9 protein-coding genes are annotated in these 13,500 nt (G+C 51.3%); 5 read left to right on the top strand and 4 right to left on the bottom strand.

All coding sequences use genetic code 11. The features are described 5' to 3' along the window. Positions 1 to 40: 40 nt before the first annotated feature. Together PLIM_RS08915 and PLIM_RS22710 are read right to left on the bottom strand one after the other, a co-directional pair. Positions 41 to 736 (bottom strand): response regulator transcription factor, encoded by a 696-nt coding sequence (locus PLIM_RS08915; RefSeq protein WP_013109980.1) that lies wholly within the window; start codon positions 734 to 736, stop codon positions 41 to 43. A gap of 116 nt (positions 737 to 852) precedes the next feature. Next, complete coding sequence (locus PLIM_RS22710; RefSeq protein WP_196349555.1) at positions 853 to 3,231, bottom strand: PAS domain S-box protein; 2,379 nt, start codon at positions 3,229 to 3,231, stop codon at positions 853 to 855. Positions 3,232 to 3,816: 585 nt separating this feature from the next. Here PLIM_RS22710 and kdsB point away from each other — a divergent pair. The 3 genes from kdsB to PLIM_RS08895 all read left to right on the top strand — a co-directional run bounded on the left by kdsB (position 3,817) and on the right by PLIM_RS08895 (position 7,237). Continuing rightward, positions 3,817 to 4,572 (top strand): 3-deoxy-manno-octulosonate cytidylyltransferase, encoded by a 756-nt coding sequence (kdsB, locus tag PLIM_RS08905; protein WP_013109978.1) that lies wholly within the window; start codon positions 3,817 to 3,819, stop codon positions 4,570 to 4,572. A gap of 138 nt (positions 4,573 to 4,710) precedes the next feature. Beyond that, on the top strand, positions 4,711 to 6,348 hold the full coding sequence (locus tag PLIM_RS08900) for a CTP synthase (protein ID WP_013109977.1): 1,638 nt from the start codon (positions 4,711 to 4,713) through the stop codon (positions 6,346 to 6,348). A 232-nt stretch (positions 6,349 to 6,580) separates the two neighbouring features. Next, a complete protein-coding gene (locus tag PLIM_RS08895; protein WP_013109976.1) occupies positions 6,581 to 7,237 on the top strand; it encodes an HAD family hydrolase in 657 nt (218 codons plus the stop codon). A 74-nt stretch (positions 7,238 to 7,311) separates the two neighbouring features. Here the strand turns inward: PLIM_RS08895 and PLIM_RS08890 are convergent, their stop codons facing one another. Further along, entirely contained in the window at positions 7,312 to 8,313 is a 1,002-nt protein-coding gene (locus tag PLIM_RS08890) for a YdjY domain-containing protein (RefSeq protein WP_148227047.1), read from the bottom strand. A gap of 165 nt (positions 8,314 to 8,478) precedes the next feature. Beyond that, complete coding sequence (hflX, locus tag PLIM_RS08885; RefSeq protein WP_052301678.1) at positions 8,479 to 9,795, bottom strand: GTPase HflX; 1,317 nt, start codon at positions 9,793 to 9,795, stop codon at positions 8,479 to 8,481. Between the two features lie 599 nt (positions 9,796 to 10,394). Between hflX and PLIM_RS08875 the strand changes: the two genes are divergently transcribed. Together PLIM_RS08875 and yidC are read left to right on the top strand one after the other, a co-directional pair. After that, complete coding sequence (locus PLIM_RS08875) at positions 10,395 to 11,138, top strand: metallophosphoesterase family protein (protein ID WP_013109972.1); 744 nt, start codon at positions 10,395 to 10,397, stop codon at positions 11,136 to 11,138. A 250-nt stretch (positions 11,139 to 11,388) separates the two neighbouring features. Continuing rightward, the gene (yidC, locus tag PLIM_RS08870) at positions 11,389 to 13,488 is read left to right on the top strand and encodes a membrane protein insertase YidC (RefSeq protein ID WP_013109971.1); all 2,100 of its coding nucleotides are present in this window, start codon (positions 11,389 to 11,391) and stop codon (positions 13,486 to 13,488) included. Positions 13,489 to 13,500 lie beyond the last annotated feature (12 nt).

Genomic DNA, 13,500 nt, shown 5'->3' with positions numbered 1-13,500 from the left:
AAACCTGGAGTGCAATTCTTCATCGTCATCAAGGTGGAGTTTATCCCTGCGGTGGGAGAATGGTTTTCGTCGGCCGGCATTGCTGAATGGTGAACCACATACGCAGCAGTTGCGGAATACTGTCTGCTTCCATTTTCTTCATGATTTTCGCCCGATGGGCCTCGACGGTTTTGAAGCTCACTGAAAGCCGCTGGCCAATTTCTTTGCTCGACAGACCTTCAATGACTTCTTCGAAAACCTCCCGTTCCCGGTCAGTCAGGCGATCATATCGATCCAGCACCACCTGCTGTGTCCGGAATTCTTCGCGTCGTCTGGCATCTTCCGCCAGGGCCTTCTGAATAAGTTCCAGAAAATCGTTGTCGTCAAATGGTTTCTTGAGAACATGGATCGCACCAGCTTTCATCGCCCGGACGGCAATCGGAACATCCCCAAAGGCGGAGATAATGATGATCGGCATCAGACAATTGCGTTCACGCAGAACTTCCTGAAGCTCGAGTCCGCTCATGCCCGGCATGCGCACATCACAGATGATGCAGCCGGTATGCCTGGGGTTGAACTGCGCTAGAAATTCATCCGCCGAAGAGAAGTTCACCACCGGACGATGGATCGACTCAATCAGAAACTTGGCAGATTCCGCAAATCCAGCGTCATCGTCGATCACGTAAACCGTCGGTGGCAATGGCTGTTCTGTGGTCATGGTGGCCAGTTCCTGAGCTAAGGAAGTGAATTGATACATGATTTCTATCTCTTTCACATCGTGCATCAACTAAGGATACAGAATGTACAACAGGGTTCGGTCACTCAGAAATTTACAGTCTTCATGGCTGATTTCTTCAAACGGTTTGGGAGTGGCTAATCATCTGCGGGAATAGGAAGAATCATTTGAAAAGTGACTCCCGGTTTTTCGTGGTTAGGGAACGATCGCAGCCGCCCACCATGAGCTTTGACAATACTTCTGCTGACGGAGAGTCCCAGCCCCAGACCCTCCTCTTTCGTTGTGATAAAGGCATCGAACATCGTCTCGGAAATCTTGGGACTGAAGCCTGTTCCCCGATCTTCAACTTCACAAACGACGGTCTGGCGATTCTCGACGCGCCCGCGAACAATCAGTTTGCGCTCAGGCTGTGGAATGGATTTCATAGCATCGATGCCGTTGAGAAAGAGATTCAGGAGCACCTGTACGATCTGGACATCGTCTGCGATAATCAGTGGTAGTGCCGGAGCGAACTCGGTCTCCAACTGAATGCGATAGCGGGAGGCTTCAATTTCTGCCAGCCCCCACGCTTCGTGCACAAGGGGAGGTAAATGAATGGGCATCTGCAAGGAATCCCGCTTGCGGAGGAAGCGGCGAATTCCATGGATCATTTCGCCGGCTCTTTGAGCCTGCCGATTGGCTTTTTCAAGACCATCGATGATTTCATCAACTTTGAAGTTGGGTTCCTGCAGGCGATGCACAGCGCCGCGGACAAAATTGGCAATCGCGGCCAGTGGCTGATTGAGTTCATGGGCCACCATCGCTGCCATTTCACCGATTGTCGAAAGGCGCGACGCATGAGCGAGCTCGTCTCGTCTGCGAATCGCCTCTTCCTCATAAAACTTCTGCTGAGTAATGTCGCGCAGCACCGCAGTGGCAGCAATGATCGTGTTCGCACGGTAGACCGGGCCAATGTGCACTGCATACCACAATGTTTCGCCAGTTTTTTTCCGACTGCGTAACTGGACGGTTTGTGGTGTCCCCTCGGTAAACACCAGATAAAGCACCCTTTCCACTTCGTCGCGATCATCCGGATGGACAAAAAACAGCGAATCCTTATGAATCAGATCTTCGGGTTGCCAGCCAAACTCTGTGCGATTGACGAACTCGATGGTACGGTCAGTCCGGATTCTCAAAATGATATCAGGGGCATTTCGAACCAGCGATTCCCATTGGGAACGGCGCACTTCCAACTCTTCGACAACCTGTCTTAACTCTTGAGTGCGAATGGCAACACGGGTTTCCAGGGCATGATTCATCTGCTCCATCGCTGCTTCGGCCCGCTTGCGGGACGTGATGTCTGTCAACGTCCCGACGAAAGATCGCAAGGATTTTCTATGAAACAGCGGCTTGGTGCTGAGAAGAATCCATCGTTCACGCGATTGTGCATCAACCATGCGAAACTCGAGGAGGCAGGATTGGCCATGCTTGACGGTATGCTTCCAGACACGAGTGACTTCTGGAAGATCCTCGGGGAGGATGCGATCAATCCAGCAGCCCAGTGAATTGGACTGCCCATTATCACCAACCAGGTGGCGATAGCGTCCATTGGCCTGCCGAACTTCGCCTTGAGCATTCGTTCGAAAAATGGCCACAGGAGCCAGTCGACCAAGAGTACGCAGTTGTTGACGTGTCAATTCCGCACGTTGTGTCGCTTTGGCTCGAGCTGTCATATCGAGCATGCAAGAGAGCATACACTTTCGACCATCGAGCACAATCACGCTGGCTGACCATTGGACAGAGAGATTTCTCCCTTGGCGGTCCGTCAATACATGGCTGGAGGCGGCCATGGTTTCGCCCTTGAGAACTTTTTCAATCAGAGGAGCGCGTTCTGAAGGGTTTTTCCAAAGGCCAAGCTCGAGGGTGGTTTTGCCGATCGTTTCTTCTCGCTTCAACCCAATCATCTTGAGGTAAGCATCGTTGGCATCAATGAACCGCCCCGTTTCAAGATCAGTGACGGTGATCGCTGCCGGTGAATGATGAAAAGCTGCCCGAAAACGTTGTTCGAACTCGGCGGTTTCCTGCTGGGCCAGAATCCGTTGAGTGACATCTGTCGCTACTCCCAGGACCCCGCGAACCTTTCCCTCAGGCGAGAACAGTGGCCGTTGCCAACTGTCGTAATAACGATCGATCACACGTACGATTTCCCGAGATTCAATACCCGAAAGGCTGCGGCGAACACCCATCAACGCCTGAGGCTGGTCGGCATAAATCTCGAAGACCGACTTGCCAATCGTCTCACCAGGTTTCAGTCCCAGAGCACTTAAGCCCATCCCTTCGCTCAGCCGGAAAACACCATGTTCGTCGATCACCCAGAGAATGATGGGTGACTGTGAGACGACTTCTTTGAGTAAAGATTGCTGATCAGCAATTTCGGAATGATGAAAGATTCCGGAAAAAGCGATGAGATTATCTTCTGCTCGGCGGAGGAACTCATTCATAAGAGAGGTAAAACTGATTTCAAGAAAGGGATTCAAACTTCCCAATTGTCGAGATGGATCGATGAAGATCTGGGAGGTCTTCTCCAGCAACATGAGTGCAGGTGGTTGACAATATGTGTGTGAGACTGATCACGCATCCGAGACGAATTGAATGCCAATTCAATTTCCCTGGGGTTTTCGTGCATCAATCGGTCAGCAATTGAAAGTGTACAGATTGAATGAACAGATGGAACAAAGAATCACAGTTTAAGACCACCCATTATCGAGAGAATTTCTTTGATTTATTGCAGCAGGAAAAGCGTCAGTCGGAATTTGTGAATACAGTCGCTACCGCAGATCGTTGAAAAGCCACTGTTTATTGATGGTTTTGCTAAAGTTGATGCGTGGATTTACTATAAGAGAGGGAGTTCGTAGACGTTGCCTGTTTTAATGCTTGCAGGATGATTGAACTCCAGCGAATCACATCTCAAAAAACGTTGCCAACATTTGAGGTTTTCACCTCGGTTCAAATAAAGTCTTATGGCCCGCAGATCAGAGATTTTACGATGGTGAAAATCGCTGGCGAACCACTGCTGTAAACTCTAAAGACTTGTTCCTGTTGGAAATCAAAGTTCAAACAATATGCATCAAAAAATCTGTGGTGTCATTCCTGCTCGACTGGCATCAACCCGTCTGCCGGGAAAAATGCTCCTTAATCAGACCGGCAAGCCTTTGTTGCAACACGTCTGGGAACGTGTGGCTGCGACAGAACTCTTTGATGAGTTAATCATCGCGACCGATTCCACGGAAATTTCCGAGGTTGCCCAGGCCTTTGGGGCACACGTGGAAATGACGGGGGAACACGCCAGCGGCACAGACCGGGTGGCAGAAGTCCTCCGTCGTCGTGCGGATCAATTTGAGATCGTGGTGAACGTCCAGGGAGATGAGCCCGAAATTGATCGAGGGCATATTTCGAAAGTGATCGAAAGTCTGCTGGCTGTCCCCAAGGCGCAGATGTCCACCCTGGCTGCCCCCCTGAGACGCTGGGAATCGATTGCAGCAACGTCCTGTGTCAAGGTCGTCACCGATGCGACAGGCCGAGCCCTCTATTTCAGTCGCTCGGTGATTCCCTGTCCGCGAGATGGCTTTGATGAATCGATGCTGGTGGGGCATTCGCCCTGGAGACTGCATGTGGGAATTTATGGCTTCCGCACAGATTTTCTGCTGCAACTGACCACGTGGCCACAATCACCACTGGAAAAGCTCGAAAAACTGGAACAATTACGGGCTCTCGAAGCAGGTGTCCACATTCAGGTGGCTGATGTTGATCATCCCTCAGTTGGAATCGATACGCCCGAGGATTATGCTCAGTTCGTAGAGCGGATGCGGAGTGCTTGAAAATTGGATTCGCCAGCCAGAGTGGTCTGGCATGAGTCGAATCCAGCAGCGGAGACCGCTCCTGTATTCGATCTTGCTGATGGGTGCTGAGCCATCAAAAACGACTGATCTGCCCGAGGCCAAAGGATTTTTTTGCGGATGTCCAAGCATATTTTTGTGACCGGTGGTGTTGTCAGTTCGTTGGGCAAGGGGCTTACATCTGCGTCGATTGGCACGATTCTGGAAAGTCGCGGGCTGAAAGTCCGGATGCAGAAGCTCGATCCTTATATCAACGTGGATCCCGGCACCATGAGCCCTTACCAGCATGGCGAGGTTTATGTTCTTGATGATGGTGCCGAGACCGACCTTGATCTGGGGCATTATGAACGGTTTACGCACAGCCCTCTGACGAGAGATTCCAATTTCACGTCTGGTCGCATTTATCTCAAAGTGATCGAAAAAGAGAGGCAGGGAAAGTACCTCGGCGGAACCGTACAGGTGGTTCCCCATATCACCGACGAAATCAAGAATTCCGTATTGAAACTCGCTGCTCCCGATGTGGATGTGGTAATTACCGAACTGGGTGGGACAGTTGGCGATATCGAAGGTTTGCCGTTTCTGGAAGCGATTCGTCAGATTCCCCTCGATATCGGCCGCGAAAACTGCCTGTTCATTCATCTGACTTTGGTGCCCTATCTCAAAGCGGCTCGCGAGTTGAAAACAAAACCAACTCAGCACAGTGTGCAGCAACTTCGCCAGATTGGTATTCAGCCAGATGTCCTCATCATTCGTTGCGAACGACCGCTGGGTCGAGACAACGCCGAGAAAATCGGCTTGTTCTGTAACGTGGAAAAAAACGCAGTCATCGAGGAGATGGATACGGAATTTTCGATTTACGAAGTTCCACTAGGCCTGATCGAACATGGCCTCGACGATTTGATTGTTCGCAAACTGGGCTTGAAGGCTGGTGAACGCCAGATGGAGGGCTGGGAACTTCTCGTCCAGAAGATTCGAAATCCGCAGCATGATGTCACGATTGCCGTGGTGGGCAAGTACATCGAACATCGCGATGCTTATAAGTCGATTTACGAATCGCTCGATCATGCGGGATTCAAGCATGATTCACGAATCATCGTCAAACGGATCGAAGCCGAAGAACTCGAACAGCAGGATCCTGCAGCCATCCTGGCCGGTGTGGATGGAATTCTTGTCCCCGGCGGCTTTGGTCGGCGGGGGATTGAAGGCAAAATTCGTGCGGTTCGTTTTGCGCGAACTCAAAAGATTCCTTACTTCGGAATCTGCCTGGGAATGCAGGTGGCGGTCATCGAGTTTGCCCGAGAAGTGCTGGGCCACAAGAATGCGAACAGTACCGAGTTCGTGGCGGATACGGATCATCCCGTCATTTGCCTGCTTGAAGAACAAAAGAAAGTGACTCATCGTGGCGGAACCATGCGACTGGGTGCTCAGGCATGCCGCCTTGCAGAGGGCTCGTTATTGGCCAAACTTTACGGCCGTACGGAGATTTCCGAGAGGCATCGACACCGCTACGAGTTCAATCCTGAGTATCGTGACCAGTTCATGGCGGCAGGTATGAATCTCGTGGGAACGAGTCCGGATGGGTCGCTCGTTGAGGCTGTGGAACTCCCCGGGCACCCATGGTTTGCTGCTGTGCAGTTTCATCCGGAATTCAAGTCGAAACCCCAGTCACCGCATCCGCTGTTTGATGGATTCATCAAGGCTGCACTCCAGCGCCATCAGGAACGAGCGCTTCTGGCCGCGGCTGGAACGACTCCCTAGTTGATTTGGATTTCTGCGAGAATGTCTCGCCTGAGGTGAATGCATTCGTCATGGATGGACTCAGGGAAAAGTAATGAAATTCGCCGGTGAGTCTTCTTAAAAGCATATTCCCATGCATCATGGAATCAGGGTGAGTTGAAGTTTTCAATTCATGATGACGAACAGATAAAGTTCTGGCGACGCCGTCACTCTGGCCTGAATTTAAGCCTAAGCTTCAAAATGGAAGATCGTCATGGATGCTTCACTTCACTCCAAAGAAAATTTGAATGAGGGGAAAGAACGTCCAGCGGTGATTCCTGACGGCCTGTCGTTCGATGCCATTATCTTTGATTGCGATGGTACGCTGGGCGATTCCATGCCCATGCACTATGTGGCCTGGGTCGAAACATTGACGCCTTATGGCGCTTTCATGAGCGAAGATGAGTTCTACGCCATGGGGGGCTGGCCTACAAAAATTGTGGCTCAAACCATGCTGGATCGGTTTGATATCAAGACTGATCTGGCTGCGATGGTTAAGCACAAAGAGAAACTTTTTGTGCAGAAACTCAGTGAAGTTCCTCCTGTCCCCCAGGTGGTTGAGGTGGTGCATTATTACCACGGCAAAATTCCTCTGGCAGTCGCGACCGGTGGGCTGCCAGAAGTCTGTTTGGGAGTGCTGAAGAGTATCGGGCTGTCACCAAAACTCTTCAATACCATCGTCACCTGCGAAGACGTTCAGAGCCATAAGCCGGAGCCAGAGATCTTTCTGGAAGCTGCTCGCCGTCTGCATGTTCCTCCTGATCGATGCATTGTCTTTGAGGATGTCGATCCGGGGATTGAAGCCGCCCGCCGGGCAGGGATGGTTTCAATTGATGTGCGAACTTTTTACACGCCAAGACGCATCACGTGAGCGATCGTCGGGAGTGAGATCACCAGTTTTTCAGTGAGTCTCAGCTTTTGCAAAGTTGAGGGAGCCTTGTTGAATTATGGTTTCGGTGCAGTGGCTTCGGCCAACTGGATCTCCAGCGTAATGGGGGTCTCCACAGGCGGAATTCGTTCGGTGTAAGCTTCAAACAGCAGATCTTCACCAGTATTGGTGCTGGCTGTCGCCACATCGATGGTGGCTGTGGAAAAATTGGCGACACAAATCAGGTCACCACCATCGGCCAGGTAGCGTTGTTTGCCACTGTCAGGGTCGGCTTCAAACAAACTGCCAACGAAGACAAAATCGGCTTTCATCTCTGCAAATTGAGAGTCATTAAAGAACTTGTCAATCGAGGCCTGCAGGCGTGGATCAGTCACTGTCCTTTTCAGCTCGGCCTTTTTCTCTTGGGTCATGTGACCATACCAGAGAAGTTCTTTCTGCCGGTTATCCCAGATCAGGCCACTCTCTTCGGGAAACTTCAGTTCTTCATCGATCTTGGGCAATGAGGCAACAAAGTATCGACGAGTGGCATTTCTGACCCAGCTTTGTGCCGAAACTTTTTGATCTTTTCCTTGGGCATCTTTCCAGGAGATGCTGATCAGGAGTTTCTCGCCCGTTGGTGGCTGAAATTTGGGCTGAAACTTGACACCCGTTCCGGTCTTGGCCCCCAGTGCCAGCAAGCCGGCATGAATTAATTGAGCCGGTGCATCGACCGCAATGATCGATTCATGCTCTTTTGTCTGCCTGGGACAGGCGAGCATCTCCAACTGACCTTCTCTTAAGACGACGCGGCCTTTTACCAGCAGTCGCTTGTTTGCCGCGTCCACCTGGACGGTCCCTGAGGGGTTGAGAGCTGTGAGCTTGTCGTTGGAATCTTCTACCGACTTCTGACTTTCGACGGTGGCTGGATTTGTTTGAGCCGCAGGTGCTGCTTTTGCAGCATTCTGATCACCAACCGGCACCTGTGAAACCGCTGAGTTGGCATTGAACAAACTGAAACCCGCCAGGAAAGCCAGGCAGATGAACAAGCCGGAAGTTATTGCCAGCGGTTTTCCTGACATGATCATCGATCTTCCTTTGCAAACACTTTTGATCTGATCTCTACGACGACAGTCTAAACAGAATTTGTGTTCTAAGGTATTTGATTTCCTCGGGGACACAAGAATTCATCATGTCCGGCAATCAGCCGTCGAAAGGCTTCTTATGGAATTGCTAATGAATCGGGTTTAACCAACAGCTTCGAGTGAAGACTGATCGTGGTGGTCTTCCAGGACGGTCCCGCGCTGGCGAAGCCGCGGCAGCATGGAGCGCGAAATCCGGCACCGGAAAGTGGCTGTGGTTTCAGAATAATGGGTATCGATGATGGTGGCATGTTCAGAGAGCCAGCCTAGAAGTTTACCATCTTCAATACCTGTGGAAACCGTCACGCTTTCGAGTCCATCACCTAGTCGATCCACCACGAGTTGAGCCAGTCGATCCAGTCCATCACCAGTCCGGGCACTGATGGAAACACTCCACTCGTAGCGAGCGCGCAACAGATCCAGAGCCATGCGATCAGGAACCTGATCCGCTTTGTTGAGCACGAGGATGAAGTTCTTGAGTTCAACACCAATTTCCTCCAGCACTGCTTCGACAGTCGCCACCTGAGCCTCAGCTTCAGGGTTACTCGCGTCGACGACATGCAGGAGAAGATCAGCATGACGCGCTTCTTCCAGAGTCGATTTGAAAGAGGCGACCAATGAGTGGGGCAGGTCACGCACGAAACCTACGGTATCGCTCAGAAGAGCATCGCCCCAGCCAGGAATCTTCCAGAGCCGTGTTTTCGTATCAAGCGTGGCAAACAACTGGTCAGCAATGTAGACCTCTTCGCCTGTCAGAGCCCGCATGAGCGTGCTTTTGCCGGCGTTGGTGTATCCGACCAGTGAAACCAGGGCATGGTCGCGCCTTTGCTTGACCATTCTTTCCCGTCGCTGTTCCACTTCTTTAAGTGATGATTGAAGTTCCGAGATGCGCTGGTCAATCAAGCGGCGGTCAGTTTCAATCTGTTTTTCACCAGGGCCACGACTGGCACCAATCCCACCATCAATACGCTCCAGGTGAGTCCACAGACGTTTCAGTCGAGTGCGATTGTATTGAAGCTGCGCGAGTTCGACTTGAAGACGAGCTTCAGCAGTCCGGGCATGCGTGGCGAAAATGTCGAGAATCAGCTCACTGCGATCGACAATGACGCGACCTGTCTCCTGCTCCAGACGGCGGCCCTGACCTGGCGTGAGATTATTATCAAAAATCACCAGTTCAGCCCGGGTTTCTTCGAGAATGAGTTTGAGTTCCTCAATTTTTCCCGGGCCCAGGCAGGTACCCGGATGAACCATCTGCCGAAATTGAACCAGTTCTCCTACGACTTTCACGCCGGCAGTTTTGACCAATCCCTTCAGTTCATCGAGCACATTTTCCCGCGAGCGTTTGTTGTCGTTCAAACAGACTGCCACGAGAACAGCCGTTTTATTGATAGTTTGAAGATCATTGCGGAGCGGTTGATTCAATGGTTCATCCAGAGCAGGGAGAAAAAGGTCCGAATCTTTGATTTTCAGAAAGACATGACCAACGTGTTGATTGTTCACCTTAGAATATCAGAGTCTGGTCATGCGAGTTGAAAATGTCCAGAATTGTCTGTCGTTGGAGTTGTTGGATCGGCTGTTGGAAGGAACAGGTGAATTTGGAAAAGGTTCAGCAAAATTGGTGATTTAAAAACATTTCTCATCCTGTTGAATGACTTTCTACGTTCAGAGTTGACGGTAAGTGAGCGGAAAAAGGCCTAGGCGGAGTGAATCTCAATCATTCTTATCTCCTCAAGATTTCAGCTGAAGTTGTTGAATCGAGTGAAGATAAATCGATGAGTAAAAATGTACTGACACCCGCATGGTGCGTGTTGCACAGTTGTTTGAACTCGCAAAGTGGTGTAAGTCTGTTAATCTTTAGTGAAGTGGATTTGCTGGCCGGATTGTCGTTATGATCTTCGGCCCCATGGGAGAACTTGAATGTATCAGCGAGTTTCGCTGGAGTTTTTCCAGGGTGCGATCGGATACTTGAATTAAATTCCACATCGACTTGACCACATGCACTCTTTGACCGGAAATTCGTTTTGAAAGCCATTCTCAGCGACATCCACGGAAATCTGGAAGCGCTGGAGGCAGTCCTTGCGGACATTGCCAGCCAGGGAATTACCGAGATTTACTGTCTGGGCGACATTGTGGGCTACGGGCCGAACCCGTGTGAATGTGTCGATCGAGTAATGGCCAAGTGCAAACTCTCGTTACTGGGAAATCACGATCAAGGGGCACTGTTCGACCCCATGGGTTTCAATGCCAGTGCCGAAAGAGCGATTTTCTGGACGAGAAAGCAACTGGAAAGTGGGCGTGGCCCTCAGGCAGATCGCCGGTGGGAATTTCTGGGAGAACTTCCGAGAGTTCACCGTGAACAGAATCTCATGTTCGTGCACGGGAGTGCCAGGAATCCACTGAATGAGTATGTCTTCCCGGAAGACATCTACAATCAGCGCAAGATGGAGAAGATTTTCGGGATGATTGAGCGTCACTGCTTCCAGGGGCACACGCACATTCCAGGGGTTTTTACCGAAAATCTTAACTTTCTGCCGCCAGAAGAAATCGACTTCAATTACGTTCTGCGACAAGAGAAAGTCATGGTGAATGTGGGATCGGTGGGGCAGCCGAGAAACAGCGACCCCCGCTCTTCCTATGTGACCATCGATGGTGATACGGTGCGTTTTCGCCGTGTGGAATACGACTTCCGGATTACACAGAAGAAGATCTACGACATTCCCGATCTGGATAACTTTCTCGGTGATCGCCTCGCTGATGGTCGTTAAATCGCCGGTTCTTGCCTGATCTGCCAAAGACCTGTTTGCGTATGTTCGAGACGGAGACCAGCACTGATCGCCGACTTTGACATCAATTCTTGTAAAGCTTGACGAAGGCGAACGTGTTTTTCCTTCCGAGCGTGCCCAGTCGGACATTATCCGATATCATCTCCTGGGTTTGTCGAGGTGACAGGGTTGTCCCGCGGCAGTGCTCTCTGGTGAGCTTTCTGAAATTTCTCGATAGTCGGCATGTCGATCCATGGAACAACGTCGCTTCCTGACCTTTATCGCTCTTTCAGCTCTGGTCATCTTTGGCTGGTCGGGCTTTGTCATGCCCATGCTGTTTCCGCCTCCTCCCAAGGCTGAAAAGCTGGCTGAGAAAGCACCAGAAGATCAGGCTGCTGATATTGCCAAGCCTGAGGAACTTCAACCCGCCGATGCGCTGGTTCCTGCGAATGTCATCGCGAAAGCTGGTGCAGATGCCAACCAGCCAGAAGCGCCTGCGCAAGAAAAAGTTGTCGAACCTCCCAAACTGCAGTCGTTCCCCAACCGACAGATCCTGCTGGGGTCGACGAATCCGGACGAGCCATTCTTTCTGGCCGTGAAGCTGAACAGTCGAGGTGGTTCCATTGAAACCATCGAGCTGAATGATCCGCGTTATCGATCTCTCGATGACAGCAGCAAGCCCGTCAAGGTGGTCGGAGATGATCCACTGCTCAAATTGAAAACCACAGATGTGACAATTGAGGCGATTGACCGCCAGTTGGCTGCATTGGGCTTGAGTCTGGCGAAAATTGATTGGGAAGTTGTCCCTGGTAGCGAAAGCCCTGAAGGTGTGACTTTTCGATTCACATCGCCCGATGGTTCGATTCAGCTTGAGAAGGCTTATCGATTGCCCAAAGTCCCGGGGTTGGCTGGCAAGGAGCCTACAAAAACCGAACGCGATAATCTGGGGCAGGGTTATCTGCTCGATTACAGCCTGACCGTCAGAAATCTCACGGAGAATCCTCGCGAAGTCAGATACACCATGCAGGGGCCTGTCGGTGTCCCTCTGGAAAATCCGGAAAACGTCACTAAGTATCGTGATGTTCGCGTTGGGTTTGTTCTTCCGGATGGAGAATCTGTCGAGTCATCGCATCAATCGGCTACAGAAGTGCTGGACGCGGAATCCTCAGGTAAGCCTTCTGTCTGGACTCGTCCGATTGAGTATGTCGGGGTGGATGCCACTTATTTCGCTTCTCTGGTGCATCCTGTTGAGAACCAGATCAAGGAACGTACGATTGAAAGTGTTCAATCTCAGGTCACTTATCCTGCCCAGGAGAAGCACTTCAGTGATGTGTCAATCGAATTGACTTCAGTGCCGATTCAACTGGCTCCTCAAGGCACTGGCCCGAACGCGGAAGCGACGCATCATTTCCAGCTTTATGCCGGCCCGAAGCGTGCCCATCTGATGGCTGCCGTGGGAGCTGCTGATGTCACGGAGTATCACATCGGCTGGAATCCCTTCTTTTTCCTCGAGCCATTGGTTCGCCTGCTGGTGATCCCGATGCTGGCACTGCTCAATGGCCTGCACGCCCTTGGCATTAATTACGGGATTGCCATCATCCTGTTGACGATCATTGTGCGAACCTGCCTCATGCCTCTGACTCGCAAGCAGGCACAAAGCGCACAGCGGATGAAGGAGATGCAGCCCAAGCTCAAGGAACTGCAAAAGAAGTTCGCCGGTGATGCCGACGGGCTTCGCCGTGCACAGCTGGAACTTTACAGCAAGCATGGCTTCAACCCCCTGGCTGGTTGCTGGCCAGTGTTACTGCAAATGCCTATTTTCTTTGCCCTTTATCGGGCATTGAGTGTCTCCGTCGATTTGCGGCGTGCCTCATTCCTGTGGATCGACAACCTCGCGGCACCCGATGCTCTCTTCGAGCTTCCTTTTCGTGTCCCGTTTCTCGGATGGACAGAATTCAATCTACTGCCCATTTTGACGATCATCCTGTTTGTCGCTCAACAGAAGATCTTGATGCCGCCACCTGCTGATGAAGAGCAGGCGATGCAGTACCGCATGATGAATATCATGATGGTCATGATGGGAGTGATGTTCTATCGTGTGCCGGCGGGGCTGTGCATTTACTTTATCACTTCCAGTCTGTGGGGCATGGCCGAACGCTGGTTCTTCGATCGCATGAACGAATGGTATCCAGCCAAACCGGTCGAAGTGAAAGAAAAGAAGCCATCGGCTGTCGCCAAATTCTGGCAGCAGGCTTTGGAAGCAGCCGATCGTCAGGCCGAACAGGCCCGTCAAATGCCATCGGCAGGAGCGAATTCTTCATCGAAGAATGGTCAAAACGGTAAAGGCCGATAGCCGATCACGTTT

Origin of the sequence: Planctopirus limnophila DSM 3776 (genome assembly GCF_000092105.1) — a bacterium.
Classification (GTDB): Bacteria; Planctomycetota; Planctomycetia; order Planctomycetales; family Planctomycetaceae; genus Planctopirus; species Planctopirus limnophila.
The sequence above is the reverse complement of the archived record's forward strand: the minus strand, read 5'-3'. Positions and strand labels throughout refer to the sequence as shown.